Consider the following 25,960-nt stretch of genomic DNA (forward strand, 5'->3'; position numbering starts at 1 on the left):
ACGCTTTTCACCGCCACGAGCCTCTTGTGAAAGCTATGGACCCGTCATAGTCAACATATACATTCTTGATATTAGGATGACTCAAATAATCAGTCACAGTGTAAAACAGCGGAATAACTGCCATTTGATCCATGAGCAGCTGTTCGGCCTTGGCATAGATCTGCATACGCGTGCCGGGGTCGGCCGCCTGCCGGGCTTGCTGCATATAACGGTCATACGCTGTATTGCTCCACCCTGTATCATTGGAGACATTCTGTGAACTGAACAGCTCCAGCATCGAGGCCGGATCATTGAAATCAGCGCTCCATCCCGCTCTTGCTATAGCATAGTTTTGATGTATACGATTATCCAACAGTTCCTCGAAGCTTTGGATTTCTACACTTGCTTCAATGCCTAAGTTCTTTTTCCAATCCTTAATCACTTTACTTGCGATAACGTCATGATTGATATATTCATTCACGATAATAGTGAAGCTGGGGAACTTGGTGAGTCCCGCTTCTCTCATGCCTTCCTTCAGTAATTGCTTGGCCGCCGCCACATCCTCATGAAAGTACATCTTGTCCGACATCTCTGTGCGGAAATTCAACTGGGTCCCATGAATACTTGGCGGCACAAATCCAAACGCCGGATTGCCGTAACGCAAGGCTTCACGGTCAATCGCCATCGCCAATGCCTGACGGATCTTCAGATTGTCAAACGGCGGCTTAGTCAGATTGAATTGATAAAAATAGGTGGAAGCATACGGCCCTTCATGCAGGTCGCGGTTAGATGCGCTATCTAAAGATGTATAATCCACTGATTCCACCCCTCCGCCTCCAACCCAGTCAACCTTCTTGTCCATATAAGCGACTGTCGGATTCTCAGGCAGCAGCAGACGTACCTCCGGCAGCTTAATTTCTTGGGCCGCATAATAAGCAGGGTTTTTAACTATAGAAATCTCATTACTCTTCCAAGTCTTGAGCTTGAAGGGACCATTGGTTACCATAGACTTAAGGTCTGTTGCCCATTGGTTGTTGGCCTTCGCAGTCTTAGCGTACACTGGAAAATAGATGCTCTCTGCGAGCAGTTGGATGAAATAGGAGGTTTTCTCCTTTAATGTGACCTGTAGTGTGGTGTTATTCAACGCCTTTACGCCGATCTTGGAGGTATCCTTCAGAAGTCCCTCGTTGTAGTTCTGCGCATTATTAATCATGTACATATTAAAAGCGTAGACATTCTTGGCTTCCGGAGCCAGCGCCCGCTTCCAGGCATACTCGAAGTCCGAGGCCAGCACCTGCTGCCCGTTGCTCCATTTCGCATCCCCGCGAAGCGCAAAGGTATACGTTCTGCCATCCTTCGAGAGGGTCCATGATTTTGCTATTGCCGGAACGGCTTGACCAGCCGCATTCAACCGGACCAGTCCTTCAAATAACCCTTTGACAACCGTCACTGTGCTGTCATCCGCAGCTGCTGCCGGATCAAGCTGATCAGGAAGACTTCCCAGACCGATACGCAATACCTTATTAGCTTGTGCAGCAGATGAAGTACCTGCCCCTCCCGTGAGCGTTACACTCATCATTAAACCTACTGCCAAAATGATATAAAGCAACCTTTTCATCAATGTTTCCCCTTTGTATAGCTATTATGTATTAGTAATAGAATAACATGGAGGGCAGATATTACGCTGTCGTAATTTATCGAAGATCAATAATTATATTCCATGTAAAAAAGTCCATAATCAAAGGATCAAATCAAAGGTTGTGGTCTTCATGCTCCCTGACCAGCAGAGCTTTATCTTGAGCCGTAATACACTGTAATCTCCTCAGTAAGAATAATTTCTTTCTCACTCGTCTAAATTAATATATTTTACACTGCTTTATGTTATTCAGCATTAAATTCATCGCCTCTATTTCCATACATTCTATTTCCCCCAACAATCTAATGATCTGATCTATCTGTTTATCATTCTGAGTTATAATTGCCTTAAGTAAAAGGTTTCTTGCTGAAAGAGTTTTCTGCTCCAATTGTTTATAAAGTTTATATATAACTTCTGCTTGGTTAAGAAAGCCGTGAGTTTGCATATATTCTATACGATGAAGCATTAAAACCTTATGGTCATAAATAACATGGATATGTCTAAAATCCGTATTCTTATTTATTAAATCCTCCTTTATTTTCCTGTAAACCTCTAATCCAAATACACTTTTATTAGGATTGTTTATATAAAAACAACTTTTTTCAAAGCTATTTTTAGACTGTAAGAACTCATCCAAGAATTCTATTACCAACGAGGGTTTAAAATCAAATATGCCTTTAGCATTAAAACTAAGAAGCTGCAGTCCCCCTTTATCTAAAAGCCAATCATCTTTTTCCTCAATGGCTAAATATGCTTTTTCAATTTGTGAAAATGATACCTCTGTATAAGAGTATTTCTCTTTAATAGAAAAATCAGCTATGTAAAATACTTTCTTTTCCATATTGTAACCATATATAAAAGTATCGTGAGGAAAAAATTCTGAGCGGCCGAAATAGGATTGTTCAAACACGCCATAAATATAATTATTAAGATCGATACACTCGATAAAAAACTCACAAATATCTTTTTTAAAAAACAAAATGGTTTCTCGTTTTAGATGTTGATTATAAATCCATGGGCAAACCTCTAATATAGGATATTGATAAAAGTCAACAAAGGTTTTGTCGTGCGATTCGTCTCTGATCATATGCAACTGAATATAATTGCTATAGATCCATGGTTGTGTTTCAGGATAATTGGATAGAATTGAAAATAAATTTGCTTGCCATTGCCAAGAAGTTATAATTGGATACTTCATTGGTAAGATTTTAGAGTTCATTTACTTTCCTCCTCTAATTTAAATGCAAAAGTAACAAGTCAATAAAACCATCATTTTTTTGAGTTCTTATACAGCTCTCTACTTTGATATCTTTAAAATTCGTTTTTACGTAAGAAATAAGTTGATTTTCAATATTCCTTCCTAATACCCGGCAAGATAAACAAAAAAAATCTAAATAGTATATTCCAGATAGTTGTATGACACCAAATGCTCCGACAAGACCTAAATCGCTGAATTTATCCGACACATCAACTGCATATAATTTATAACCTTTTGTACTGATTTTCTCTTTTATTTCAGATACAGTATACCTTTTACCTACCGTACACTTATTCGCTCTTTGGCTTAATTCTGAAATTCGATAATACTCTAAATCATCTGCTATATGTATATTAATTTTTGTATCAAGAGCGTTTAAATATTCCTCATATGAAGCTGTCTTCTCTTTCAAAACCGTCCTATGCACATTTGATTGATACGTATTATTCCTTATTGCAATAAGATTTGCATCGAAATCAAGAGACAAGTTGAACAAAGATAAACTGCTGTAAATATTTTCTTTTTTAAAGAGTACTGCTTTAACATCTGGTAAAATGCTATTTACCGATTCCACTTCAAAAATAGAATCATCAATAAATACGATGCTATCCAAACTTATATTTATAACTTCGGCTATTAATTGAATTTGCTCTGCTTTATTGTTCCAATTCACTTGAAAACTTGCGATGTGCTCTTCTCTTAAGATCATTTCACTATGACTATTGAATACCTTTAAAACATCTGATAAATCATTTTTACTTGAAACAGTCAAAATGATCCCTAAGGTATGTAAAGTTAACAGGAATCGTTGGAAATCTTGAAAAAACTGTCCCGGGCCATTAGAGGCTAAACTTATATTTTCAATACCATCTTCACTTAATATCCCACCCCACAGAACATTATCACAGTCCAATACGATACATTTTTTTTCATTTCTCTTTAAAATACGGAACTGTTTAAAAATCTCTTTTGCAGCTAAATAGATAAGATCGGATGTGTATGGGGAATTCCAGCGGTACAATCCTTTGGTGTCATATGCATCTCTGGTTCCGATATAAGATATTAACCTTTTCAAGTCAATAACTATATCAGAAGTTTCACTCAATAGATCTTTGATCTCTTGATTCAAGCGGTCAATGAAATTATAATTATGAAGAATATTTCCAACAACCTCATGCAAATAATCAAAATAGTCTTCAAAACCCATCCATATTATTTTTGAATTAACTTCATTACGCAGCTTTAAATATATGACTTTGATGTATTCTAGTACATCTTTATAAACTATCTGCAATTCATCTTTGAAACCTATGTTTGAGAGTATTCCCGGGCTTAATTTCCTGATATTCAGCCAAACCAATATTAGATCCGACTTTTGCATTACTTCAATATGACGGTTTTCAAAGCATACATTACTAGGTATATAATTAATTTCAGATGGAGTATCAAATAAGCTGTTAATATGCATTCCAAAAAAGTGTTCTATCGTTATGTTAGAAATAACCGAAATGTTCAGATCCTTACCTTGAATATACAAAGAAGTGAACTCCCTTCATTTGACGGTGGAAAGAACTTGCATCACCTTGTTAAGAGTATTCATACGGGCAAGTATTATATATTCCTCTGGAATTTCAACACCCAATTCTGCTTCCAAAGTTACAATAAATCTGATAAAACCAATTGAATCTAAGCCAACCTCTGTCAAATCACGATTCCTGTCAGCTAAAGATGGCAAATCAGCAACATCAAGTGCTTCTAGTAGCGCAGAGTGTATTGTCTCAAAGGTAATATCCATTTCGTATCCTCCACTATAAAATAAACTCAATTAAACTCCCATTATTTAAGCATGCGAAAACAACTTTTCTATTTTGTAGCGCAGGCGCTGTAATCTGTCTTGTGAAGATTTTTCCTATCTTTAAAGCTTTAAACCATTGATTCATATCCATTTTTGTTCCACTTTCGAAACAGATATGATGATAACCCGATTTGAAATTTCGAACGCTCGACCTTTCACTTACTGCTTCGATTAATTCAATAAGCAAACTGCCATCTTGACTTTCTAGAAACATAATATTGTTATCTTGTATGAAATCATAGACAACTTCGCCAATTTCCACAAAACCAAGAGCTTCGAAAATTATTCGGTCTTTCTTCATATCCTTCACAATAAAACCTAAATGATGAATTTTCATGATTTCACCTTTATTCTCATCGAATGTATTAAATGTTTGTTGTGTAGATATCAATGTAGGGGTAGTTCATATGAAACAGACCTGTAGATATTCTTTTAGTATGATTAAAGTTCTTATTACGATTTAGATAACGGGTGTAATATTCATTCGGAGAATATAAATACAAAAAAACTGTTCTGTTGAATTCTCTTACCGAAGATAATATATTATCCGTAGTCTTCATAAAATATTTCAGATCAAACGGATTATTAAAAAAGAACTTATTCATATTTGGAGATATATTCATAGCCTCGGCGGGGCATAAATGAAATGAAATCCTATCCCTCTTTTCGATTCGTGTAAATCTCGAAATGTTTTCCAGCGCAATAGAATGCATTTCTTCGTTTATTTCGACTCCAAATGCATTCATGCATCCATAGTAGGAGGAACAAATAACCGTTCTTCCTTTCCCACTGCCAAAATCCACAAAATGATCATTTGGAGTAAACGGCTGATATTTAAACAGTTTCTTTAATGCCGAGTAGGGCGTTGGTTGATAATTGGAGTATCCGGATTTATTATTCAGTAGAATATACTTATCTGTGTCTATTTTTAATTTTCTGTCGTAATATTTGTCCATCAAATAAAAGGAATACGTATGCACCATGTCAAGAAAAGAAGTCATATAATTATGTTTTTTTACTTGTTCCATAAGATAAACACCACCCGTTGAATATAGGAAGCTAGTCAGTACCCTCTAAATACTTTATTATTAATTCGTAATTTGTGGATATCCGCTTCTGTTAAATTGTTTTTTATCAAATTAAGTTTTTTATCTGTTTGAAGTCTTGTAAAAAAATCCGTTTGCCATTTTTTCCGTTCTTGTTCCGTTAGTCCATAATAATCAAGTAGCTTCTCTCCTTCTTCTGTCTTGAGCGCTTCTAAAAATTGATTTAAACAAGGATCTTTAAAAATCAACTGGGTGTAATAGATTACATAAAAAATATAAGGTGTTATTTTATATTCCTTACTAAGGTGATAAATTGTTGAGACTGTGATTGTATCCAGATTGTTCTTGATTAAATAATAGACATCCTGAAACATTGGAAGGTTTATGGTGTTATGGTTAACCAAATGGTAGATAGAATTCATTTCTTTATAATGATGCAAACATACTTGTAGAAGTGCTTTTATTGGAGGTAGTGTCTGTAATTTATGCCCATAAATCTCCATTTCGGATGCATCTTCCAGGAAGTGATTAACATCGATCCTCTCCCCCGAATATTCCCCCCAAAATAAATCAAAGTTAATGTCCAACTCGACATGACAGCCTTTTTTAGATTGCAATTCTTTGACGTAGGGAACCAATTGGTGAGAAGACGCTAGACAAAATACTCTTGAAAAATTGGTTTTTTTTTCATCTCGGCTTATTGCTTCAAAGCCGCACGTTTTTAAAATCTCCTTCATTTTTGGAATGTTTTTCCGATCAATAAGAATATCCACATCACCTAGTCCACGGAAACCAAATTTATTGTAGGCCAATAATGAGAGCGGCTCTCCCTTTATAACAGCATATGGAATTTCGTTAATTACTTCCCAAAATACTGATAGTTCTTGATAATTTACACGACTGATTATTGACAAAAGTCTATTTTCGGAACGCAGGTGCGTTTGAAGCCATTCTTCCACTAAATGCAAATGTCTCTCTCCTTCAGACAGTCATCCTTCTGATTAGTTTCTAAATATTTCTTCAATAAATCTTTCATCAAAAATACTATCAATATCTCCCAAATCAAGCGCCTCGAATCTGGGTAGGCACAATTTAAAAAAACACACATCTTTCGATAAAATTTGAAATAAATGAATTAAATTCAGCTGTTCAGGTAGTAATTTCGAGGGATGAATTGAATTCTCCAGAAAATATCTTAAAGCTTGAGAATTACTTATCTTATTAATGGAAGGAACAACGATATCGTCTTTAATCTCCAGATAAATAATTTTGGATAAAGTCTGAGTCGTATAGAATTTCAGCTTTGAAAATTTAGAAATATCATAATAATCTTGAACCTTGTTGCCCAAAAAGCAGTCTTCACTTTGAATATTTGCTATAAAACGATTTATTGATCTTAAATTACTTTTTCGTACTCCAATTGTTTTATCTAAGGAATATACTTTTTTTTCTTTCAAATTCAGATAAAAAAAATCATTACATAATAACCCATCACAAGCCTCAAACAATTGGACTATAGTCGATGATTTACCGGAATTAGATTTACCTATAAAGCCGATGGAGGAGTTGTTTTTTACCAGTACTGCTCCATGAAAAGGAATTTCTCCATTCCTATATAACACTTGTGCGATAAAAGTTTCTACAAAAGATTCCGTAATCAAATAATGCTCCTGATCTTTCCGATATAGAATAAATAATTTGTTATGAAAAAAATCTCTTGAAATCATGATGTTGTTTTCCAATAAAATAAGATCGGAGGCAGGAAGTTTCTGCGAAACATAATGACCTTTAATAATAGAAGGATCCAAATCCACACTGTTTTTAGAAAGAACATAATTTGATTTATTTATATAAGGATGATCTCCCTCAAAACTTTGAAAATATACTTTTATATCTATTCTCCTATCCTCACTGTATTGATAGTCCGGATAGCTATTCAAAGAATCAAATAATTTTGGATCTTTACTGGTTACAATAAGTTTATACTTGCCTAAACTAACCGTCTTTTTCATGAAATTTCGTAAAGCATTCCAATTTGCTGCATTTGCTCTAATAGGATTTTTATATCTTGGCTTAGCTGTTCTTGATTTTCAATTTCATAATTTTGTTCAAAATAATTGTTGATATCGTCTATAGAACAACCTTCGTGTACATGAATAAATTCAAATAAGTCTTTGGCTGTTTCGTTAAATACATGATACTTTTCGTCCGTCATTGTAAACACAACAAAATCTTCATCAATCTGGTTCCATCCAAAATCTCTTGCGTTAAGTTTATACATCATGATCGTTTCTCCTTTTCAAAAGCTAATTTTTCGCTTCAAACGAAACCTTATATTTCTTTATACTCTGAGATTCGAAGTAGGGCTCTCCGTCTAGCTCTACCCAAGCATGTCCAGAAAGTACTTTTCGGTTATGAATGTCATAATAGTGCCAGAATCCAACCTTCAGTGTTACACAAACACCATATCGGCACGCTAAATAATATAAGATCTGAGATCTTTTCAAACAACCAAGTTCTAAATGTCTATTAATCAAAGAATTATTGCTTACGCTAAGCATTTTTTTTGTAACGTTTATAAATTTTTTTAGGTTCGGATTTAAACGTTTATGCTTTAGGGAGTACTCAATGACTTCATTCATTTTCTTCTCTCTCAATAAAAACAGAGCATAAATTAATTGCAGCATCGGGGTTCCTTTCTACATTACAAATATCTCAGGTGGCATTTCTAATGTCAAAAAGGAAAGTGCCACCCGAAGGATATTTGACGATTTTAAAAAACAGATATTATAGCTTCAATTAATAAGGGCATGCAGTGTGACAGCTGCTTGCTGAGTTACCAGAAAGCACAACTGTTTCAAGCGCACCATAAGATACAATTTCTGGTTTGAAATATATTTTCTTCATTGAGTTCACCTCCTTTCCATAATATAAATTTAATATTCAATATTTTCTTTCTACTAAACAGCCATAAGTACTGTGAGCCTGGATACAAAAATCTTTTTGCGGTTTAGAAAGATCTCCGGAGGCCTTATAATTTTTCGCTATACATTTAATGCAATAATTATCTATTTCACAACTTAAACATTTATCAAAATCAGCCGCAGATAAAGTACGGATCTCATGAAATAAGGAATTGTCCCTCCAAATGTTTTCAAACGGTTTTGTTCTAATGTTCTCGGTGTAACCACCGCTGTTTTCCGGCACACTTGTATCTTTAAAAATAATACATGGAAATACATTTCCTTCAGCATCAATAAAAGCTGATGTTCTTCCAGCCCGGCAGATGCCATCAGAAAGTTTTCTTTTTTTATAATTTTCTTCTATATAATCATCAGATACTTTATAAACCACTGATTTGTCCGTTTCTATTAACTTGGAAATCTGTTCATTTGTTAATTTATATTGCAAAGGTTTTGTATTCCCGCTGTATGTTGAAGTAATGTTATAATCAACTACTAGTTCGACTCCAAGCGATTTGGATAACAAGTTTAATGAATTCAATGAGTTAAGGGTTTCTTGAGTGAGTACACATTTCATCAACACTTTCACGTTTGCTTCTGTCAACAATTTAATTGCATGAACTGTCTTTTTCCATGCTCCAGTTCTCTGTACGATTTGATCATGTTCGCTTTCGATTCCAGAGTGCAAACTTATCTCAATTCTCGAAAACAGCTCAGAGAGTTGTCTATAGTTTTTTTCATTTATTAGTGAACCATTGGTATTAAGGGACAGGCCAAACCCTATTGATTTAGCCCTTTCAAATATTTCTATACATCTTCTCTTTAATAAAGGTTCTCCACCAGTAAAATTAATTTCAATCGTGCCTATTCTTTTTAAATCGTCCAACAAAGTGAACAATGTTGCAGTATCTAATCCATCGTCTTCATCACACTCGGCATAACAAAACTTGCATCTCCAGTTGCATCTTTTGGTTAATTCAATTTGAACATGACTAGGTACGTTTTTAGCCCGCAATACACTGAGAATATGCTCACTTAATACCATATTTCCACTCCCGCTTCATTTAATTTAAAATCAGTTTTTAAAACTATCGGGTGGACTAGTGATACCACTGTTCTTGAGCTGTATAGAGTTTTATGTATTCAGCATTGTTCTCAAGCAGTTCTTTATGAGTCCCGATTCCCACAATTTCACCATTATTCATGACGATAATCCTGTCCACCACTCTGCATAGCCCCAGTCTATGAGAAATAACCAAGGATGTTTTCTTCTCTGAAATTTCCAGGAATTTCTCCAGCACTTCCGATTCGAATGTCGGGTCCATAGCAGAAGTTGGTTCGTCCAGAACAACCATTGAACTATCCCGGAACATCGTTCTGGCCAATCCAAGCCGCTGGTTGTCTCCACCCGATAACTCAATCCCGCCAAATTCACTTCCGATAGGGGTATCCAATCCGTTTTCTCTGACAAGCTTCTCCATCCCCATCATTTTCACAACATTTAAAATAGCCTCATCGCTATCCATTTTTTGAGTCTTACTAATCGCAATATTCTCTCTGATGGTAAGTTTGTAGGTAACAAAATCCTGCCATATAGAAGAAATGAGGGAATAATAACTTGTTTTATTGATAGCCTTCAGATCCGTTCCATTGTAATAAATGCTGCCGCTGCTGGATGAATACATCCCCATGATTAATTTTGCCAGGGTGGTTTTCCCGCTCCCGTTTTTTCCGACTATTGCCAGCTTTTCTCCTTTGTGTATTTGTAGGCTCACATTTTTCAGAGCATAATCTGTACTATTCGGGTATAGAAAAGAAACATTGTCCATAATAATTTGATTAAAATCTCCTTTTATTTGTGCTATGCCCTCAACCTCTTCCTCCAATTCCAAGAAATCAAGATAGTCTTTCGAGAACAACAAGTGTTCTTTAAAACGGCCTAATTCCACCAGGAAAGATCTTGTCTGGTCTTGCACTATTGCAAAAGCAGCAATACACGCACCGAACAGTCCGATTGTTATCTCATGATGGATAACAAGTCTGTAGGCAAAAAATATGCTGGTCAAGTATCCAAGTGCCCTGAGAAAATCGCACACCAGTAAAGTCAGACTATCTTTCCTTCTGAAATTCCACTCTTGACTCAACACAGCATCACGATAATAAGTCCACTTCTCAGCCAAGTAATCACCGCTGCCGTTAACCCGCATTTCTTTTACAGCCTGCTTATTATTGAACAGACTCCAGAAATAATCCAGGGATCTCTGCTTGGGGGCCTGAAACCATTTCAAATAGTAAAATTCTTTACCCCGGATAATTCTGGCTATTAAATAAGGAAGCACGCTAAGCAAGGAGATTGGAATAAACCATAAGCTATAGGATGCTAACAGAGTGATTACAAGAAGCACCGAGATGAAACTGGAGAATACGCTGATTGTAATCATAATTAATTGCGGAATTACCGCTCTCGTTACACAATCTTTTGCTCTATTTAACTTATTTAATATCTCAGGTGTTTCCATGCTGATAAAAGGAAGCTTCGTACACTTTTCGCCTATATAAATATTAAGCTGATATCCCAGTTTCTCGTAAATCCCAATAGACACAAATAACCCAGCGATACTCTGAAGGATGGTTTTCAGGATATAAATCGCTATAAATAGCACCATGAAAAAATAAATTTTATGCAGATTTAACAAAGCCGTGTTGCTAAACTCATGAAAGATCGATGACAAAATCCTGGTTGAGACAGCGGGATATAAGAAACCGGCTGCCGAACTAATTATAATAATCAAAAGCGATCCGGGCGAAGAGTCCATTGCTATTCTAAATATTTTAGCCAGCTGCTTTAACATATTAGTAGCCCACTCTCAAAGAGGTTCTATCCATGTCATACCATTTCGCCTGAGCTCTGAACATTTCAGCATAAATTCCCTGTTTGGCGATTAACTCATCATGGTTGCCTTCTTCGCAGATCCGCCCATCATCTATAACAAAGATTTTGTCTGCCAATTTGGCACTTGCCAAGCGATGTGAGATCATGATCGAACCTTTTTCTTTTATAACTAAAGAAAGAGATTGATAAAGTTCACTTTCTGCAACCGGATCCAAAGACGCTGTTGGCTCATCTAGTATGATAAATGAAGAATCCGCGAAAAGTGCTCTGGCTAGAGTAATCCGCTGCCACTCGCCTCCAGATAGGTCTATGCCGTCATCCTCCAGCTTCCCTAAAGGCGTGTTCAGTCCTTTCCCAGAAAGCTTAAGGAATCCCATTGTTTCAGCCTGTCCCAAGGCCTTATCTATAGCTGCATCGTTATGGATTTTTGTAATATTCCCTAAGGCTATATTCTCCCGTACAGTTAAACTGTATTTCATAAAATCCTGGAAGACGACGCTGAAAAGAGCAGAAATCTCATGCTGACTCAAGTTTGAAAGCGCTATACCATTAATGGTGATCTCCCCCCTATCAGGTTGATAAAGCCCGCACAACAGCTTAATTAGCGTAGACTTTCCAGCACCATTTTTACCGACAATTGCAATTCTCTCATTATGTCTTATCGTCAGAGACACACCTTGCAGAATCGGTTTTTGAGATTGGGGATATGAAAAGTAGACATCATTAAAACAAATTTCAGGATTATTGAAACACCTCTCTTTTTTGAAATCAGCGCTCTCTTCACTTTCAGGCAAAGACATAAAACGCTTATAGTACTTTGTCTTCAATACATTTCGGGAGTATTCGGAATATTCCCAGGAGACCTGCTCAGATATACTGATAATCGAATTGAGAGAGCCCATTAAAGCTACAAAAAGCCCTAAAGTAATGAGTCCGTTGTACATATAATTTACTAACGTAATAATAATTAGCACCGTCCAAGCCATAACACATAAAGTATTGATAAAGATAAGTTTTTGAGATTTTACATTGGCGCCCACCCTCTCTTTATAAACTTTACTTCTGATCCCTCCCCATTGATTAACGATATATTCTACCGCACAAAATAATTTGAGTTCAGAAAGGGAAGATTTAGTAGTCAACAACCCTAACAAATATCCCAACTTCCGATCTTCGGCAGATTGTTTGTAGAAAAGGCTGTCGAGGATAGTCATAGCTCTATAGTTTAGAAAAAGCATGGGAACCGTGAATAAAAAACAAAGTACTGACAACCAGACAGAAACCTTTGCAAATACCAGATTTAGTAGTACCAGTGAAAGCAGAGAACTGCCTATCTGCGTGATATTAAGAAAACTGTTTTTGATACTTTCACTAGGATGGTCACTCATTTGAAAAATAATATCCTGCGTTTCTTGATCTTCAAAACAACTGTATTTGAGCTGCTTATACTTGTTCAATACGACCGGTGTCCAGTTTTTCAATAATAATCTATCAAAATTTATATTGAGGTAACCCTCCATCGACGTACAAAGGGAGATTGTCAAAATAGTGATAAGTAGTAGCACCAGGTTCAGACCCACGTGGGTGTAACCCGCATTGCCTTTGTATAATTCAGATACACTGTCGATTAGATCTTCTGTTAGCAACAAGCTTAACGGAGCCAAAATCGCTGACACCATTAACAAAATTATTTTGAGTATGGCATGAGCTTTACAAAACTTTATCATGATTTTTATCGGGTCCAGACAATATCGTAGTAATTGCAGCTTCATCACACCTTGTTTTTTGGAATTAGTGTTTTCACTTAATAAATTGTTTTCTTCAATTGCGCCCCAACAAATAAACAAATGAACATTTAAGTTTACATTTTACAATTACATAAAACCACTTCCCTTCTAATTAATTTGCATCTTATCACAGCATTTTCCATCTGTAAAGCGACTAATTTGTAATAATATTGAAATTATTTAAAATTAAATACAAATTTTAAACAAATATCGGATTTTTATTGTTACATTTTTATCTATTGACTCATGTTTTTTCCTATGGTATTAATTACAATATTAAAAGAAAATCATAAATTATTAATTTAATATTTACAAATGAATAAATAATTTTATGCTTTTGAACATTTAAATGATAATTATGCGCAATCATTTTTACCAAGGCACTTATTCTATCTAAAATTGGAGTTTTCTAAATGAAGAAAAATAAAAAAAGTTGTATTGTCATTGATAAATTAATTTCAGAAAATTGGTTTGATAGCTTGGAAGAGGCAAAAAAATGGATAATATTAGGTCGAGTTTTGGTTAACGATGAATTAATAATAAGTGTTAACGACAAAGTTCCTGTAGATGGAACAGTAAGAATTAAAAGGTATTATCAAAGAAAGTATGTAAATAAAGGAGGCTTAAAATTAGCAGGCGCATTACGTGATTTTGGAATTGATGTAAATGGAAAAGTGGTAATGGATTGCGGAGCTTCTACTGGCGGGTTTACTGATTGCCTGATACAAAATGGAGCAAAGCTTGTTTATGCTGTTGATGTAGGGTGCGGTCAAATAGCAGGGAAACTACTATTCGATAAAAAAATAGTGAATATGGAAAAAACCAATCTTGCTGACAAAGTTCTGCTTTCGTTATTCCCTTCTCCAGAAGTAATCACCTTAGACTTGTCATACCTTTCATTAAAATATGCCCTGCCATTATGTAGAGAAATCATAGGGGATTGCGGAACTGTAATTGCTTTAATTAAACCTCTGTTTGAAGTAGCATCTTCTGATATACGCAGAAGCGGGGAATTCGACAGTATCGATACCATCCGTGATATATTAACCGATTTATGTAATCACTTTATCGAAGACTATGAGATAATTGCTATTACCAATAGTCAAGTTACAGGGAATAATGGTACATTAGAATTTTTTATTTATTTGGAATGGGGAAATAATAATCAAAAAAATATAAACAGTGACTACTCATATTCAGTCGATGCGGCCATTAATAGAGCCTCGGAGTTAGATTGTTTTAGTAAGCACTCATTTTAATAAATACATATCTTCATGTCCTTAATCTTGTTGGGAAGAACAGACCACTCAAAGGAAGACCACCAACTCAACAGGGATCTTCTAAGAAACAAAAATCAGGACCTTCCGTTGGACGGGTGGTCCTGATTTTCGCACGTTTCACGCACTCAACTGGCTAAAACCAAAAAAAAGAGGAGCCATTTAGGCCCCTCCCCTGTCTATCTCTAGCTACTGAATCAACAGCCCAAACCCGCTCTGAATATAATACAGACTTGGATATGCAATATTGCTGGTAGTCAGGTTATTGAAGGTCGCCGAACCGTTGCCGGTATACGTGTAGATTGCCGCTCCCTTATGGGCGCCGGAGAACCTGGAAGTTGTCACTCCATCGAGACCTGTGCCGTTGATGTTGATGTTGTTGAATACGATACCCGAGAAGCCGCCACCGTAGCCGAACTGGATAGCATCGCGCTGGGTATTGATGATGTCGATGTTGGTGAAGGTTACATTCTTGATCGGATCACTCGAAGCTTCGAGATCAATTGCGCCGCGTTCCCCGTCATACAGGTCACGGCTGGTGCCGCTGTTAATAATCGTCGTATCCGAGAAAATCATCCCTGTGTTGCTGTTGAAATGCGCTCCCGGAAAGGTCGTATTCAGCCGGATACCGGAGCCGCCCACCGTGTCGATGATGTAGTTGTGATCCGCCTTGTGACCACTGCCCCCGAAGATGCCGATAGCGCCAGCACGCCAGTTATTCTCAATCGTATTGTATGAGAACGTGTTATTCACACCATCCGGTGCACCAAAGGTGTTGCTCGGCCACACGGCCAGACCATCGTCCCCGTTATTGCGCACATTGGTATTGCGGACGGTAGAGTTGCTGGTTCCTTGGGAGTAGTTAATGCCGTCCGCCAGATTGTTACGGATACGGCTGTTCTCGACAAGCAGATTATTCGCAAAAATCGCCGGGGTCCGGGCATAATCACCCACCCACATTCCGCATTCAAAATGCTCGATCCAGACATCATGGATGACTGAATTATTGCCGAAGTTATCCATCATGCCTTTGTAGATCGCGTTCTGGTTGTAGCGGGACCGCAGATTCGAGTTCATATAGACGTTGCTGAAATCCAGCTTGCCCAGGATACGGAAGGAGATCCCTCCCCCGGCTGTATTGGGATTGGTAAATTGCAGGTTGGTATGCCAATAGCCTGCACCCGTAACCGTGAAGTTGTTGATCATATTGCTGACCGAGCCAATCACCCACATACTGCTCAGATTAAAAGTTCCAGCCGGAATATAGAGAGATTTTCCGCTGGTGACGGCGGCTGTAACCGCACTGTTGAAGGCGGCCAGGTCGTCCTGTCCGTCTCCTGCCACTGCGCCGTAATCGGTGACCGACACTGAGTTGGCCGGACGGGCAATGGCCGCCGGTACTGGCTCAATTTCCAGGAAATCTACGCCGTATTCAAGACTGTCCCCGTTGTTCTTCTGAATACGGATCGTGTCCCCAGGCTGAAGTGGTGTATCCATCTTCCAGTGTACTTCATCGAAGCGGAACAACGGGCGTCCGGCACTCGGTGCATCACCAGGCTGGTCGCCGGAGAAGTACTGCCAGGAGTAATAGGAGGTTAACGGAATGGTTTTGGCTTTGGCGCCATTCACGTACACATCCAGCGCTCCGGTAAGGCCCATGCCGTCTGCCGAATCCGGCATCGTGAATCTCATGGTGACCCCGGCGCCGCCTTGGCCCGCTCTCACCGTCCATTGTGCATAAGAGCCGTTGGACGGCAAAGCAATATAGCTCTGGCCCGAAGCCTCCGAAGCGGTTAGCATCTGATCGAAATTCGGTGCCGATTTCAGCGCCGCTGAACCGCCGCGGGTCGCATCCTGCGTGTCATACCGGCTGTAGGGTACACTTGCTCCGCGCAGAGCGTATACGACGAGATTAACGGTTTTTACATTGTTGGCCTGCTTGGCTATAACTTCATTGGCATCTGCGGCAATCGTCGTAGTGACGGTGTAACTTCCGTTCACTGCGCTCCATGTGCCTGGAACAGACACATTCACCGAAGCCCCGGCAGCAATTGCACCGCTGTATGACCCTGTGAAGGTCTGCACTGTGGCGCCTGCCTGATTCTTCAGTGCAACAGTGATTCCGTGTGCACCCCCGGAGGAAGCAAGATTGCCCTGATTCTTAAGATTGACAGAGAAGGTTACGCTGCTGCCTGCTGCCGGTGTATCCGGTGACCATGAGGTGGTCCCGATAAGGTCGGAGCTGGAGACAGAAACAATGACCAGGGAAGCAGGATTTGTATAGCTGTTGTTGCTTTCGTTCTGCTCAATAATCTGGCCCGCCTCATCTACCTTAGCACTAAGCGGATAAGTTCCGGCTGTTAGCGTCCCTGCATTGTAGGAGACGGATGCCGAAGCTCCTGCTGCCAAAGCCGCTACCGGTGCCGAACCCGCCAGCTCGTTGTTCAGATAGAAATTGACAGTCGTCGCTGCGGCTGCGGCTGTACCGCTGTTCTTCACCACAGTATTCAGGGTCACTGCGCTGGTCTCCACCGGAGAAGCAGGTGTCCAGCTCATGCCGGTGATCGTCAGATCCGGGTTCGTTGCCGGTGTACCGTATACCTGGAATTCGGCAATTTGTCCTCCGGGCGCACCGGAGTTGGCGGCGATAGCAAGCTGAAGCCGCTTAACGGTTGCTGTCACGGGGATAGTCACCGTGTTGCCTGATGCCAGATTGAAGGTATAGTTCTGGGCGGCAACCAGATTGCTGAAGGTTGTTGAATTCTGATTGTGTCCCAGGACTTGAATATTCTGCGTCCGGGTTGCCCATTCGGCCGCCGGATTCAGCTTCAGCACAATCGAAGTGATATTATGATTGGCTCCAAGGTCAAGCGTAAGGGTGCTGGGATTCCCGCTGCCTTCCCAGTAAGTAGCCGTGTTGTTATCGTTGGCATTACCGGCAATGAAATTCTGTGTGTTGGAGGATGCACTGATCGCCTTACCAATGGCGATGTTCCCTCCAGGGGACACCGTTGGTGTAGTCACCGGTGTTGCTGTCGGTGCTGGTGTTGGTGCGGAAGTTGGTGCCACCGTAGCTGTAGGGGCCGGGGTAGTTACCGGCGTTGGTGTAGGGGCAGTTGTTGGAGCTACTGTAGGTGAAGGTGCGGGCGTGGAGATGATTGCAGCTGCTACCGTAATTAGATCCAAATTGACATTGCCCGTATCCCCTGCATCGTATTTGTAAGCAATGCTATTACTGCCAGCATTCAACGGGAGGGCTTCAGCCTTCGTGCTCCAGGTGTCCCAGTTCGCCAGGTTCGGCAAGGTGGTCTGGCGCTGCTTAACTCCGTTCACGTAGATGCTGATCGTCTTGTCGCTTCCGCTTGCATTGGCATACTTCAGCGTAACATTCCGTGTACCCGCCGCAGGCACATTTACCGTGAAGGTGGTGGCCGGACCTTGGGTTAGATAACCGTCTACGAATCCCGTGCCAGAGTATCCCGCATGATCTGTGTTCATTTTCGCCCCGCCGGATAATGCGGCAGCCTCTGCTTCATAGGTGCCCGCTGGCACAGGCGATGCAGTAGGCCCCGCTGTAGGTGCAGAAGTTGGGCTGCTGGCACCGTAGATTTCAAGCTCGGACAATTGGCCCGCAGGCCAAGCAGTATTCGCACTGAACAACAGACGGACATAACGCGTGCTGGCAGCGGTGAAGTTCACCGTGGCACTGTTGTTCGCCACCGCAGGATTGAAGACATATGCGGCTGAAGCGACGATATCCGTGAAGGTAGAGCCGTTCGTACTGCCCTGTACCGCCAGTGTCTGCGTCCGCGCCTCCCAGTTGACTGGTAACTTCAATACAAGCTGGTCAATACTGGTGAGCGCACCCAGATCGACCTGAATCCACCCTGGAAAAGCATCATTTGCGCTCTCCCAATACGTATTCTGATTGCTGTCCTTAACGTTATCCGGCGCATAATTCTGGGATTGCCCGCTGGCGGTAATGATTTTGTTAAGTGCAAGATTCGGTCCGCCCGCTGCCGACGAACGGGTAAGCGGTCCAGCCGCCATGAATAGCGTTGAGATAAGCAGCGTAACTACAAGCGACCATGTAACATACTTGTTGCGCATTCTATTCCTCCTTAATCTGATGTGGAACGACACACAGTTTTATTCATAGCCTTACAATGATAGCGATTACAACTGTTGAGATCCCTATCCCGCCCTCCCCTCGCTGCAATACACACTCATTATAGATTTAATGCAGCGAACACTTTAAGAGCTATTTCTACGGAAAAGATAGGTGATTCTATGAAACTGATCATTGAGATTAGCCAAGAATAAAAAAAGATCAACTATGGCAGATTCTGACCATAATTGACCTGTACTATGGAACTTAAAAGCGTCTTGTTATATTTACCCTCCAAACCCCAAGCCATCTGGGAAAGTACTAGGTGGCAGAATATTTCAAGGTAAATCAATCAACCTTGGATCTATATAACACCAATCCGGATCATACGGTAAAGATTTCATTTTTTTCATGTCCCCCCAGCTATAAACCCAATCATAATCTGTAACCCAAAAGTAATTGTCAGGATTCAATCTGAGGTATTCATAAATAAAATTAAAAATTAATTTTTGAACACCATAAATATCTTCAATATGACCAACTTGACATAATGATAAATTAGAATCCAGTTCCAAATCTTCATGATAGTAAAAATCAACACTTGGACTGTTAATAGCGTGAACAGAAAAAATAAATGATTGTTCACTTTTCTCTGCAAATGAATTGTTATTAATGTTCAGTGTAGTATACGAAAATTCCCCATTATCCGAATAATTTTTATTATTATGAAAATACAGAGTTGCATTAGCATGGAATACTGAGACTATTGTATCTGCTAACAATTTCTCAGGGGAATATTCTTCTTTTAGTGTCAAAATAACTGCCGAAGTACCCATTTTATTTTAACGCCTCCTTAAGTTCATCCAGGGAATTAACAATAGTAACGCCCTTAGATTTAATCTCCTGTAATTTTTTCAAATCATTTGGATGTAAGTTTGTCAATGGTTTGTCAATATACAAAATAACTTTCTTCTGACCGGGATTGAAATAACTACCGTTATTTGGGTTTATATATTTATCAAACTGTTCTACATCTGTTATTGCCTTTATTGATTTTTTAACTTCAATAATCTCATCTTTAGTAACAACATCTAAATCACCAGCTAAACTATTATCTGCCTTTTTAACTTGCTGTCCAAACCCTGTGACTTCCTTATTTTCTCTTACAAAAGAAGCTACTTTAGCCTCGGTAGCCTTACCCGGGTCTGAACTGTTTAACTTAGCATCAATATCATTATTAATACTTCTAGGATGCTGATTAGTCCACGATAGCTCATTCCCAGCAGGATTCTTATAATTTGTTTTATTTCCGTCCTTAACTATTTTAACAATACTATTAGAATTATCCGTCCCCTCAACTCTACCACCCCCACCCTCCACCCCATCCATATACCGCTGCTGCACCGGCGTCTTCGGCAAGGCTGGAGTATCAGGAATCTCCCCTATCTTGAAAACAAACCCTTCCGGCGTCTGTACCACCGGACCCAGATTGGGAAGCTTTTGCTTAATCCCTTGCAGGGCATCCTTCGCCGCTTGGCTGACGGCGTCTTCTACCTCGCCCAGCACTTTCCCAACTTTACCTGCTTTGGTGACCTGGAATCCAGGAACGAGGATGGAAGCGACCGAGCCCAGTCTCTTCCGGGGTGCCCTCGTCAAACTGATGATACGCCATCTCGATCTCCTGCCGCTTCGCCGCAAGCTGACTCCGCGCATACGCTCCGGCGGCGGTCTTCTCCATCGCCAGCCGCAGCAGCAGTAAATATTCTTGGTTATGTAGTAATGGAACCTTGTCCGCCGTAATTGACGGATCATATTCACAGGCGGTAACCGCTGGTTGCTTATAATGGGCGCTCAGATCCTTGCCGGCTTCATAGTAGATCTCGGCTACGCCTAGAGAAGCCAGCTTCTGCCGGGCTTCTTCGGCCTGTGCATGAACAGCCTTCATCTGGGTTGAGCTCCGATTTATTCCCGCACCGCAAAAATAATCGACAGAAAACCTTGAAAGGCACGTAGCCACTCAAGGTTTTCATTAAAATTAAGATTCAAATGTAGTTCTATCGAGGAAATATCCATTCTCCTTAATGAAACATATTGATAACTTTTGTGCTGCTAAGCTAAATGTAATACTCTAGCATCCCAGTAGTGCATTTCCTCTGTTTAGCATAGTATTTTTTCTGCATTCAAGATATTCCCGTAATTTATTTTACAAATCTATCGGATTCTTATAGCACCATTCATTATCATAGGGTCCTCTTGATATTTTTTCTATGTCACCCAAGGTGTAGAACCAATCTTCTTCTATCCATAATTTGAGATCTGGATAATGCTTTAAAATTTCACTCGACAAGCCCAAAATTATTTGTTCATTGTTATATACTTCATCAATAACTGCAACATTAAAAAGAGTAATTTGCTCATCATACCAAGAAAAGCAATGATATTGGTATTTATGCGGCTCTTCATATAAATCTATTAAAACATCATTTGGAGGTGTCTCCTCTTCATCTGATCGTTTAACTAATGCAACTTCTAAAGAAGCATGTTTTCCTTCATGTTCACTTTGAGGATCGTATGAAACAGGGCTCATATAATATTCTTTTTCTATAGAGATGTTTTTAATATCTTCAATAAGCTTTGTTAATTTTGTATGGTTATTTGCTTGGTCTAAAAAATATGCTGATGTCCCCATTACTCAAGCACTCTCCCTAGTTCTTCTAATGAATTTACAATAGTTACGCCTTGACTCTTGGCAAATTCTATTTTTTCCATATCAAATTTATTTAAATTTTTCATGGGCTCATCAATATACAAGATAACATTTTTGAATTCACGGTTGAAAAAATCAATATTATTAGGATTTGTTAATCTGTCTATTTGAGCTGTCTTAATAGCACTCACTGATTTTTTGACTTCAATAAAATGTGTATTTGTAGCGATATCTATATCAGTCGCCCTCTTATCCAGAGTCAAGTTTTTTACTTCTACTCCAAACCCGGTAACTTCAGTCTTTTGTTGAACAAAGTTTCCTACCTTACCTTCAACTGCTTTTCCTGCATTAGAACTATTTTTCGCACTTTCGATGGCATTCGGAATATTTTTGGGATTCTGTTCAACATACTTAAGGGTATTTCCTGAAGAATTTATAAATTCGACTTCCATCCCTTTATTAGTTTTAATTTTTATAGGATCGTTAAGTTCAACATTTCTCCCCCCACCCTCCAACCCATCCATATACCGCTGCTGCACCGGCGTCTTTGGCAAGGCTGGAGTATCTGGAATCTCCCCTATCTTGAAAACAAACCCCTCCGGCGTCTGCACCACCGGACCCAGATTCGGAAGCTTCTGTTTGATCCCTTGCAGGGCATCCTTCGCCGCTTGGCTGACGACGTCTTCTACCTCGCCTAGCACTTTTCCCACTTTACCAGCCTTCGTGACTTGTAGTCCAGGAACGAGGATGGAAGCGACCGAGCCCAGCATTCTCGCCTTCTCTTCCGGGGTGCCCTCATCAAATTGATGATACGCCATCTTCGCCGCTTCCACCAGCACTTCAGGATGGTCAATGAGGTATTGCGCTTGCTGCTTCATTTCTGTGGTGGTTTTGACCGGGTCTACAACTAATTTGAAAGCAAAGGTTGCCGTGCCCGCTACACCCATGACGACCTCTTTCACCAAGCCTTCGGTAAAAGCCAGCACCACCGTATCCGCCTGACGAACCCGACTCTCCCACTTCGTCAGCCCGTAGGTATCCTCCAGCCACCCCAGATAACTGGTGTACATCGGGGTGAGAGATTCATTTGGCACATAGACTTTAGCCTGATAAAAGTCCCACGTAGTCTCATTTTCCTTGTTATCTGCGGTAATTGGCATGCCGTCCGGCAGCGTGAGCGGTGGGCCGTTCAACCGCCGCTGCGCTTCCATCTGCTCTTGAACCTGCTTAAGAGCCGCTGCGATCTGAATTTCCTGCCGCTTCGCCACAAGCTGACTCCGCGCATAGGCTCCGGCGGCGGTCTTCTCCATGGCCAGCCGCAAAAGCAGTAAATATTCTTCGTTATGTAGTAAAGGAACCTTCTCCGCCGTAATTGACGGATCATACTCACAGGCGGTAACCGCTGGTTGCTTATAATGGGCGCTTAGATCCTTGCCCGGTTCATAGTAGATCTTGGCTACGCCTAGAGAAGCCAGCTTCTGCCGGGCCTCTTCGGCCTTTGCATGAACAGCCTCCATCTGCGCCTGATTGCCGAACGCCTGATACACCTTGAAGGCCATCTGGGCCTTAGCGATCTCATTCCGCGCTGCGAAGATATCGTTCAGCTTACTTTGTGCAGCGATACTCTCTACAGTCAGCAGGCCGGAGGTTTGAATGACATTCCTGAGCTGCTGCACCACCGGGTCCCTGCTAAGCTCATCTTTTCCCGATAGAGCAGCAATCGAAGTGATGAGGTTCGTCGCACTTCGCTGCACAAATTCAGGGATGGAGACCCGTCCGGCACTTGGTTGCAGCCCCAAGCTTCCGAAGGCAGCGAACAAAAGATTAAATTGCCCCATCAGCCTGTCCGCCTGTCGTTTATTCTCTTCCTGCAATTCCGAGACGCCTCTCAGGGCGACCCGGATAATATCCTCTAACTTCTCCGCTTCTACGGTTAATTCATTGATCAGGACCTGGGCCTTGACCAGATGATCGCCCATCGGAATACCGCCCCAGCTGCTGGACTGGCCCTTCAATTGAAGATATAGCCGATTAGTGTCCTGGCTCACCTGGCCGATCTTCGACTGCAGGCGCCGGACTTCATCTTCGTTAAATACTAGCTTTGTGGAAGACACTATGATCCCTGCTTCCTTCTCCAGAATGGATTCCAATGTACAATATCAGGATTCAAAATATACCCATTAATGATATACATATCCCTTTATTATCGGATTTATTTTCCATTAAGTTTATAGAAGTGAATTCTTCATGTGCCCATATTTCCGCAGTAATCAGTTATGTAAGTCCCGGATATACCATGCATCGCAGGCATAATGCTCGGAACCGGCCAGCGGGCCATCCATCGGGCTGAACCCGTGCTTGACATAGAAACGGCCGGCGGCCTGCATCGACAGCAGCGTCTCCAGGTAACACTTACGGTAATGCTGCTTTGCGAAGGCAAGCGCCGTATCCAGCAGTTCTGCTGCAACGCCTTGGCCGCGGATGGCTGCGGACAGGTACATTTTCTGCAATTCACAGATCTGCTGCGCTTCGTCAAATGCCGCAATCCCGCAGCCGCCCAGCACCTGCCCGTCCTCTTCCACTATCCAGTAAGCCCGGTTCGCCGCGCTATTATAATAGGTATATAAGTCTTGCAGGCTGTCATCTGCCCAAGCCAAACCTTCGCGGTTACCGCCGAATTCAATCAGGCACTCCCGGATAATCCCCTCAATGGCCGCATTATCCCTGCGCTCAATGGGACGGATGGTAATCATATCGTTGTCCTCCTTTTACCCTCTATCTGTTTCGTTTCCTTCTTCAATGTACAGTTAATCTATCATATCATTGCCTGCTAATTGCTGTCACACACTAGCAATGGCTAGGCCACCCCCTCCGGTTGGCTCCTTCCCGCTGAACGATTCGCCTGCTATACTGGAATTTGCAAGCAGGATAAGGAGTGAGACAGATGAACAAGCTGGTATTTTTCCTCGGACCCGGAGGGGCGGGCAAAACCACATTAGCCAAGGCTGTTGCAGCCCGGCGTCCGGCGGCAGTGTTCGATATGGATATTCTGCTGCGTCCGGCAGCAACCGCTATTATGACTATGCATGGGCTTGATCCTGACGACAGGGATTCCGATGAGTATAAAAGACTATGCCGCGACCTCGGCTACCGCATTACTATGGATGCAGCGCTAGATAATATCGGTCTGTCCAGCGACATCTACGTGGTGGGTCCCTTTACCAAAGAAGCGGCCGATCCGGAGTGGATCGGCCGCGAGCTGGCGCGCATCGGGCGCACACTGAAGGAAGTTGAGGTCAAGGTAGTTATGGTAGGACTTGCGGATGCAGCCATGTTCCGTGAACGGCTTGAAGGCAGACATTCCGCGCTCGACGCCTGGAAGTTCGCCCACTGGGAGAGCTTCAGCGCTTCGCTAGGCCCCCGCACCGTAGCCTGGCCGCTCCCGTCTGCACAGGTGGTGCAGATCGACAATTCCCATCCCGACCGGAATATCGCGGTAGCGGCGGTGGAGGCTTTTATTTATGGAGAAGAAGCTACCGCTTAACCGCATGAACATAATGAATCGTCTCAAAAGCGCTTAAAGCATCACTCCGGCCGCTGAAAAACCTCTCGTTGATCTCTGCCGGAGACAGGTGCTCGTAGACCAGCAACCCGGCCTCAGCCAGAAGCTCCTCTATCTCCGCATAACTGAACCAGGATTGCATCGGCTCGCCGCTGGCGGCAGCCATTTGCACCATTTTGGCCACCCGGCCGGATACGCCCTGCTCTTCCATTAGATACTCGTCCGCATAATCCAGAATGATAGAGCTTCCTGAAGGAACCCCTGCTAGCAGCTCCTTAATCAGGCGTGCATTCTCCTCCTTGGTGAGGTAGTAGGATACCCCCAGCAAGCTGAATAACGTCTTAGCGTCAGAATCGAACCCCTGCTTATAAAGGCCTGAATACGAGAATTCGCCTGTGAAGTCCATGGGCACGAGATGAAGATTCCCCGGAATCTCAAGCTGCGCATCCCTAAGCCTCTGCTGCTTGGATGCCTGGGTAGCAGGAGCATCGACTTCAAAAATCGCAAGCCGCTCCATGAGGTTAGGATAACGGTAGGCAAAGCTGTCCAGCCCCGCACCAAGAATCACATACTGCTCCAGCACGAGATTCAGCTCATGCAGCACAATAGCCTCACAGTAGGCAGCTCGTGCCAGCGGTGTGGGGGATAATTGGACCTGGACAATCCATCTCAAGATGGCTTCAGGATCATCCGGGTACCTCTCCGCGATCTCGGGATTGAAGAAAGTAATCCCCTGCACCATATTCTTGCAGATATCCGCGAACTCCTGCGGAGATATCAGCTTGTGCGCCACATCATCATTAAATATCTTGGGATTGTCATACATACTGTGATAGGCTCGGCCAAAAGCGGCCACTAAGGCAGTCATGCTGGACTTGTTCTGCTTCAT

The 25,960-nt window shown here is 41.3% G+C and carries 23 protein-coding genes; 2 read left to right on the forward strand and 21 right to left on the reverse strand.

Annotation, left to right across the window (positions count from 1 at the left end; genetic code table 11):
* Nucleotides 1–7: 7 nt before the first annotated feature.
* From NSS64_RS13170 to NSS64_RS13225, 13 genes are all read right to left on the reverse strand, one after another.
* Nucleotides 8–1,597 (reverse strand): peptide ABC transporter substrate-binding protein, encoded by a 1,590-nt coding sequence (locus NSS64_RS13170; protein WP_341140404.1) that lies wholly within the window; start codon nucleotides 1,595–1,597, stop codon nucleotides 8–10.
* 238 nt (nucleotides 1,598–1,835) lie between these two features.
* Nucleotides 1,836–2,834, reverse strand: coding sequence for a hypothetical protein (locus NSS64_RS13175; RefSeq protein WP_341140405.1), 999 nt, complete (start codon nucleotides 2,832–2,834; stop codon nucleotides 1,836–1,838).
* 13 nt (nucleotides 2,835–2,847) lie between these two features.
* Nucleotides 2,848–4,410, reverse strand: coding sequence for an HAD-IIIC family phosphatase (locus NSS64_RS13180; RefSeq protein ID WP_341140406.1), 1,563 nt, complete (start codon nucleotides 4,408–4,410; stop codon nucleotides 2,848–2,850).
* A 15-nt stretch (nucleotides 4,411–4,425) separates the two neighbouring features.
* On the reverse strand, nucleotides 4,426–4,668 hold the full coding sequence (locus tag NSS64_RS13185; protein ID WP_339224925.1) for an acyl carrier protein: 243 nt from the start codon (nucleotides 4,666–4,668) through the stop codon (nucleotides 4,426–4,428).
* 13 nt (nucleotides 4,669–4,681) lie between these two features.
* On the reverse strand, nucleotides 4,682–5,065 hold the full coding sequence (locus tag NSS64_RS13190) for a VOC family protein (protein ID WP_209870528.1): 384 nt from the start codon (nucleotides 5,063–5,065) through the stop codon (nucleotides 4,682–4,684).
* 28 nt (nucleotides 5,066–5,093) lie between these two features.
* A complete protein-coding gene (locus NSS64_RS13195) occupies nucleotides 5,094–5,756 on the reverse strand; it encodes a hypothetical protein (RefSeq protein ID WP_341140407.1) in 663 nt (220 codons plus the stop codon).
* Nucleotides 5,757–5,791: 35 nt separating this feature from the next.
* Nucleotides 5,792–6,733, reverse strand: a complete 942-nt coding sequence (locus tag NSS64_RS13200) for a nucleotidyltransferase family protein (RefSeq protein WP_341142809.1) — start codon at nucleotides 6,731–6,733, stop codon at nucleotides 5,792–5,794.
* A 42-nt stretch (nucleotides 6,734–6,775) separates the two neighbouring features.
* Nucleotides 6,776–7,786: a hypothetical protein gene (locus NSS64_RS13205; protein WP_341140408.1), complete on the reverse strand. Its 1,011-nt coding sequence runs from the start codon at nucleotides 7,784–7,786 to the stop codon at nucleotides 6,776–6,778.
* Nucleotides 7,783–8,058, reverse strand: a complete 276-nt coding sequence (locus NSS64_RS13210) for a PqqD family protein (RefSeq protein ID WP_341140409.1) — start codon at nucleotides 8,056–8,058, stop codon at nucleotides 7,783–7,785. The genes NSS64_RS13205 and NSS64_RS13210 overlap by 4 nt, the downstream gene beginning before the upstream one ends.
* A 22-nt stretch (nucleotides 8,059–8,080) precedes the next feature.
* Nucleotides 8,081–8,461: a lasso peptide biosynthesis B2 protein gene (locus tag NSS64_RS32760; RefSeq protein WP_445667794.1), complete on the reverse strand. Its 381-nt coding sequence runs from the start codon at nucleotides 8,459–8,461 to the stop codon at nucleotides 8,081–8,083.
* Nucleotides 8,462–8,717: 256 nt separating this feature from the next.
* Complete coding sequence (locus tag NSS64_RS13215; RefSeq protein ID WP_341140410.1) at nucleotides 8,718–9,782, reverse strand: radical SAM/SPASM domain-containing protein; 1,065 nt, start codon at nucleotides 9,780–9,782, stop codon at nucleotides 8,718–8,720.
* A gap of 55 nt (nucleotides 9,783–9,837) precedes the next feature.
* The gene (locus NSS64_RS13220) at nucleotides 9,838–11,589 is read right to left on the reverse strand and encodes an ABC transporter ATP-binding protein (RefSeq protein WP_340940904.1); all 1,752 of its coding nucleotides are present in this window, start codon (nucleotides 11,587–11,589) and stop codon (nucleotides 9,838–9,840) included.
* 1 nt (nucleotide 11,590) lies between these two features.
* Nucleotides 11,591–13,402 (reverse strand): ABC transporter ATP-binding protein, encoded by a 1,812-nt coding sequence (locus NSS64_RS13225; protein ID WP_341140411.1) that lies wholly within the window; start codon nucleotides 13,400–13,402, stop codon nucleotides 11,591–11,593.
* A 428-nt stretch (nucleotides 13,403–13,830) separates the two neighbouring features.
* Here NSS64_RS13225 and NSS64_RS13230 point away from each other — a divergent pair, with 428 nt between their 5' ends.
* Nucleotides 13,831–14,676, forward strand: a complete 846-nt coding sequence (locus tag NSS64_RS13230; RefSeq protein WP_341140412.1) for an SAM-dependent methyltransferase — start codon at nucleotides 13,831–13,833, stop codon at nucleotides 14,674–14,676.
* 207 nt (nucleotides 14,677–14,883) lie between these two features.
* Here the strand turns inward: NSS64_RS13230 and NSS64_RS13235 are convergent, their stop codons facing one another.
* The 7 genes from NSS64_RS13235 to NSS64_RS13265 form a co-directional block, all read right to left on the reverse strand.
* Nucleotides 14,884–18,804 carry a galactose-binding domain-containing protein gene (locus NSS64_RS13235; RefSeq protein WP_341140413.1) on the reverse strand — a complete coding sequence of 1,307 codons (3,921 nt, stop codon included), beginning with the start codon at nucleotides 18,802–18,804 and terminating at the stop codon, nucleotides 14,884–14,886.
* Nucleotides 18,805–19,140: 336 nt separating this feature from the next.
* Nucleotides 19,141–19,638 (reverse strand): hypothetical protein, encoded by a 498-nt coding sequence (locus NSS64_RS13240; RefSeq protein ID WP_341140414.1) that lies wholly within the window; start codon nucleotides 19,636–19,638, stop codon nucleotides 19,141–19,143.
* Between the two features lies 1 nt (nucleotide 19,639).
* On the reverse strand, nucleotides 19,640–20,368 hold the full coding sequence (locus tag NSS64_RS13245; RefSeq protein ID WP_341140415.1) for a hypothetical protein: 729 nt from the start codon (nucleotides 20,366–20,368) through the stop codon (nucleotides 19,640–19,642).
* Between the two features lie 10 nt (nucleotides 20,369–20,378).
* Complete coding sequence (locus tag NSS64_RS13250; RefSeq protein WP_341140416.1) at nucleotides 20,379–20,747, reverse strand: hypothetical protein; 369 nt, start codon at nucleotides 20,745–20,747, stop codon at nucleotides 20,379–20,381.
* 258 nt (nucleotides 20,748–21,005) lie between these two features.
* Nucleotides 21,006–21,491, reverse strand: a complete 486-nt coding sequence (locus NSS64_RS13255) for a hypothetical protein (RefSeq protein ID WP_341140417.1) — start codon at nucleotides 21,489–21,491, stop codon at nucleotides 21,006–21,008.
* On the reverse strand, nucleotides 21,491–23,488 hold the full coding sequence (locus tag NSS64_RS13260) for a hypothetical protein (protein ID WP_341140418.1): 1,998 nt from the start codon (nucleotides 23,486–23,488) through the stop codon (nucleotides 21,491–21,493). The genes NSS64_RS13255 and NSS64_RS13260 overlap by 1 nt, the downstream gene beginning before the upstream one ends.
* Nucleotides 23,489–23,779: 291 nt before the next feature.
* The gene (locus NSS64_RS13265) at nucleotides 23,780–24,262 is read right to left on the reverse strand and encodes a GNAT family N-acetyltransferase (RefSeq protein WP_340992831.1); all 483 of its coding nucleotides are present in this window, start codon (nucleotides 24,260–24,262) and stop codon (nucleotides 23,780–23,782) included.
* A gap of 191 nt (nucleotides 24,263–24,453) precedes the next feature.
* Between NSS64_RS13265 and NSS64_RS13270 the strand changes: the two genes are divergently transcribed.
* Nucleotides 24,454–25,053 carry a hypothetical protein gene (locus tag NSS64_RS13270; RefSeq protein ID WP_341140419.1) on the forward strand — a complete coding sequence of 200 codons (600 nt, stop codon included), beginning with the start codon at nucleotides 24,454–24,456 and terminating at the stop codon, nucleotides 25,051–25,053.
* Here the strand turns inward: NSS64_RS13270 and NSS64_RS13275 are convergent.
* Entirely contained in the window at nucleotides 25,043–25,960 is a 918-nt protein-coding gene (locus NSS64_RS13275; RefSeq protein WP_341140420.1) for a class I SAM-dependent methyltransferase, read from the reverse strand. The genes NSS64_RS13270 and NSS64_RS13275 overlap by 11 nt on opposite strands.

The sequence above is a fragment of the Paenibacillus sp. FSL H8-0122 genome, from assembly GCF_038005345.1.
GTDB lineage: Bacteria > Bacillota > Bacilli > Paenibacillales > Paenibacillaceae > Paenibacillus_AQ.

Coding starts and splice junctions, on each gene's coding strand:
- NSS64_RS13170 (WP_341140404.1), bottom strand. CDS start 1,597: ATGAAAAGGTTGCTTTATATCATTTTGGCAGTAGGTTTAATGATGAGT.
- NSS64_RS13175 (WP_341140405.1), bottom strand. CDS start 2,834: ATGAACTCTAAAATCTTACCAATGAAGTATCCAATTATAACTTCTTGG.
- NSS64_RS13185 (WP_339224925.1), bottom strand. CDS start 4,668: ATGGATATTACCTTTGAGACAATACACTCTGCGCTACTAGAAGCACTT.
- NSS64_RS13190 (WP_209870528.1), bottom strand. CDS start 5,065: ATGAAAATTCATCATTTAGGTTTTATTGTGAAGGATATGAAGAAAGAC.
- NSS64_RS13195 (WP_341140407.1), bottom strand. CDS start 5,756: ATGGAACAAGTAAAAAAACATAATTATATGACTTCTTTTCTTGACATG.
- NSS64_RS13205 (WP_341140408.1), bottom strand. CDS start 7,786: ATGAAAAAGACGGTTAGTTTAGGCAAGTATAAACTTATTGTAACCAGT.
- NSS64_RS13210 (WP_341140409.1), bottom strand. CDS start 8,058: ATGATGTATAAACTTAACGCAAGAGATTTTGGATGGAACCAGATTGAT.
- NSS64_RS32760 (WP_445667794.1), bottom strand. CDS start 8,461: ATGCTGCAATTAATTTATGCTCTGTTTTTATTGAGAGAGAAGAAAATG.
- NSS64_RS13215 (WP_341140410.1), bottom strand. CDS start 9,782: ATGGTATTAAGTGAGCATATTCTCAGTGTATTGCGGGCTAAAAACGTA.
- NSS64_RS13220 (WP_340940904.1), bottom strand. CDS start 11,589: ATGTTAAAGCAGCTGGCTAAAATATTTAGAATAGCAATGGACTCTTCG.
- NSS64_RS13225 (WP_341140411.1), bottom strand. CDS start 13,402: ATGAAGCTGCAATTACTACGATATTGTCTGGACCCGATAAAAATCATG.
- NSS64_RS13230 (WP_341140412.1), top strand. CDS start 13,831: ATGAAGAAAAATAAAAAAAGTTGTATTGTCATTGATAAATTAATTTCA.
- NSS64_RS13235 (WP_341140413.1), bottom strand. CDS start 18,804: ATGCGCAACAAGTATGTTACATGGTCGCTTGTAGTTACGCTGCTTATC.
- NSS64_RS13240 (WP_341140414.1), bottom strand. CDS start 19,638: ATGGGTACTTCGGCAGTTATTTTGACACTAAAAGAAGAATATTCCCCT.
- NSS64_RS13250 (WP_341140416.1), bottom strand. CDS start 20,747: ATGAAGGCTGTTCATGCACAGGCCGAAGAAGCCCGGCAGAAGCTGGCT.
- NSS64_RS13255 (WP_341140417.1), bottom strand. CDS start 21,491: ATGGGGACATCAGCATATTTTTTAGACCAAGCAAATAACCATACAAAA.
- NSS64_RS13260 (WP_341140418.1), bottom strand. CDS start 23,488: ATGGGCGATCATCTGGTCAAGGCCCAGGTCCTGATCAATGAATTAACC.
- NSS64_RS13265 (WP_340992831.1), bottom strand. CDS start 24,262: ATGATTACCATCCGTCCCATTGAGCGCAGGGATAATGCGGCCATTGAG.
- NSS64_RS13270 (WP_341140419.1), top strand. CDS start 24,454: ATGAACAAGCTGGTATTTTTCCTCGGACCCGGAGGGGCGGGCAAAACC.
- NSS64_RS13275 (WP_341140420.1), bottom strand. CDS start 25,960: ATGAAGCAGAACAAGTCCAGCATGACTGCCTTAGTGGCCGCTTTTGGC.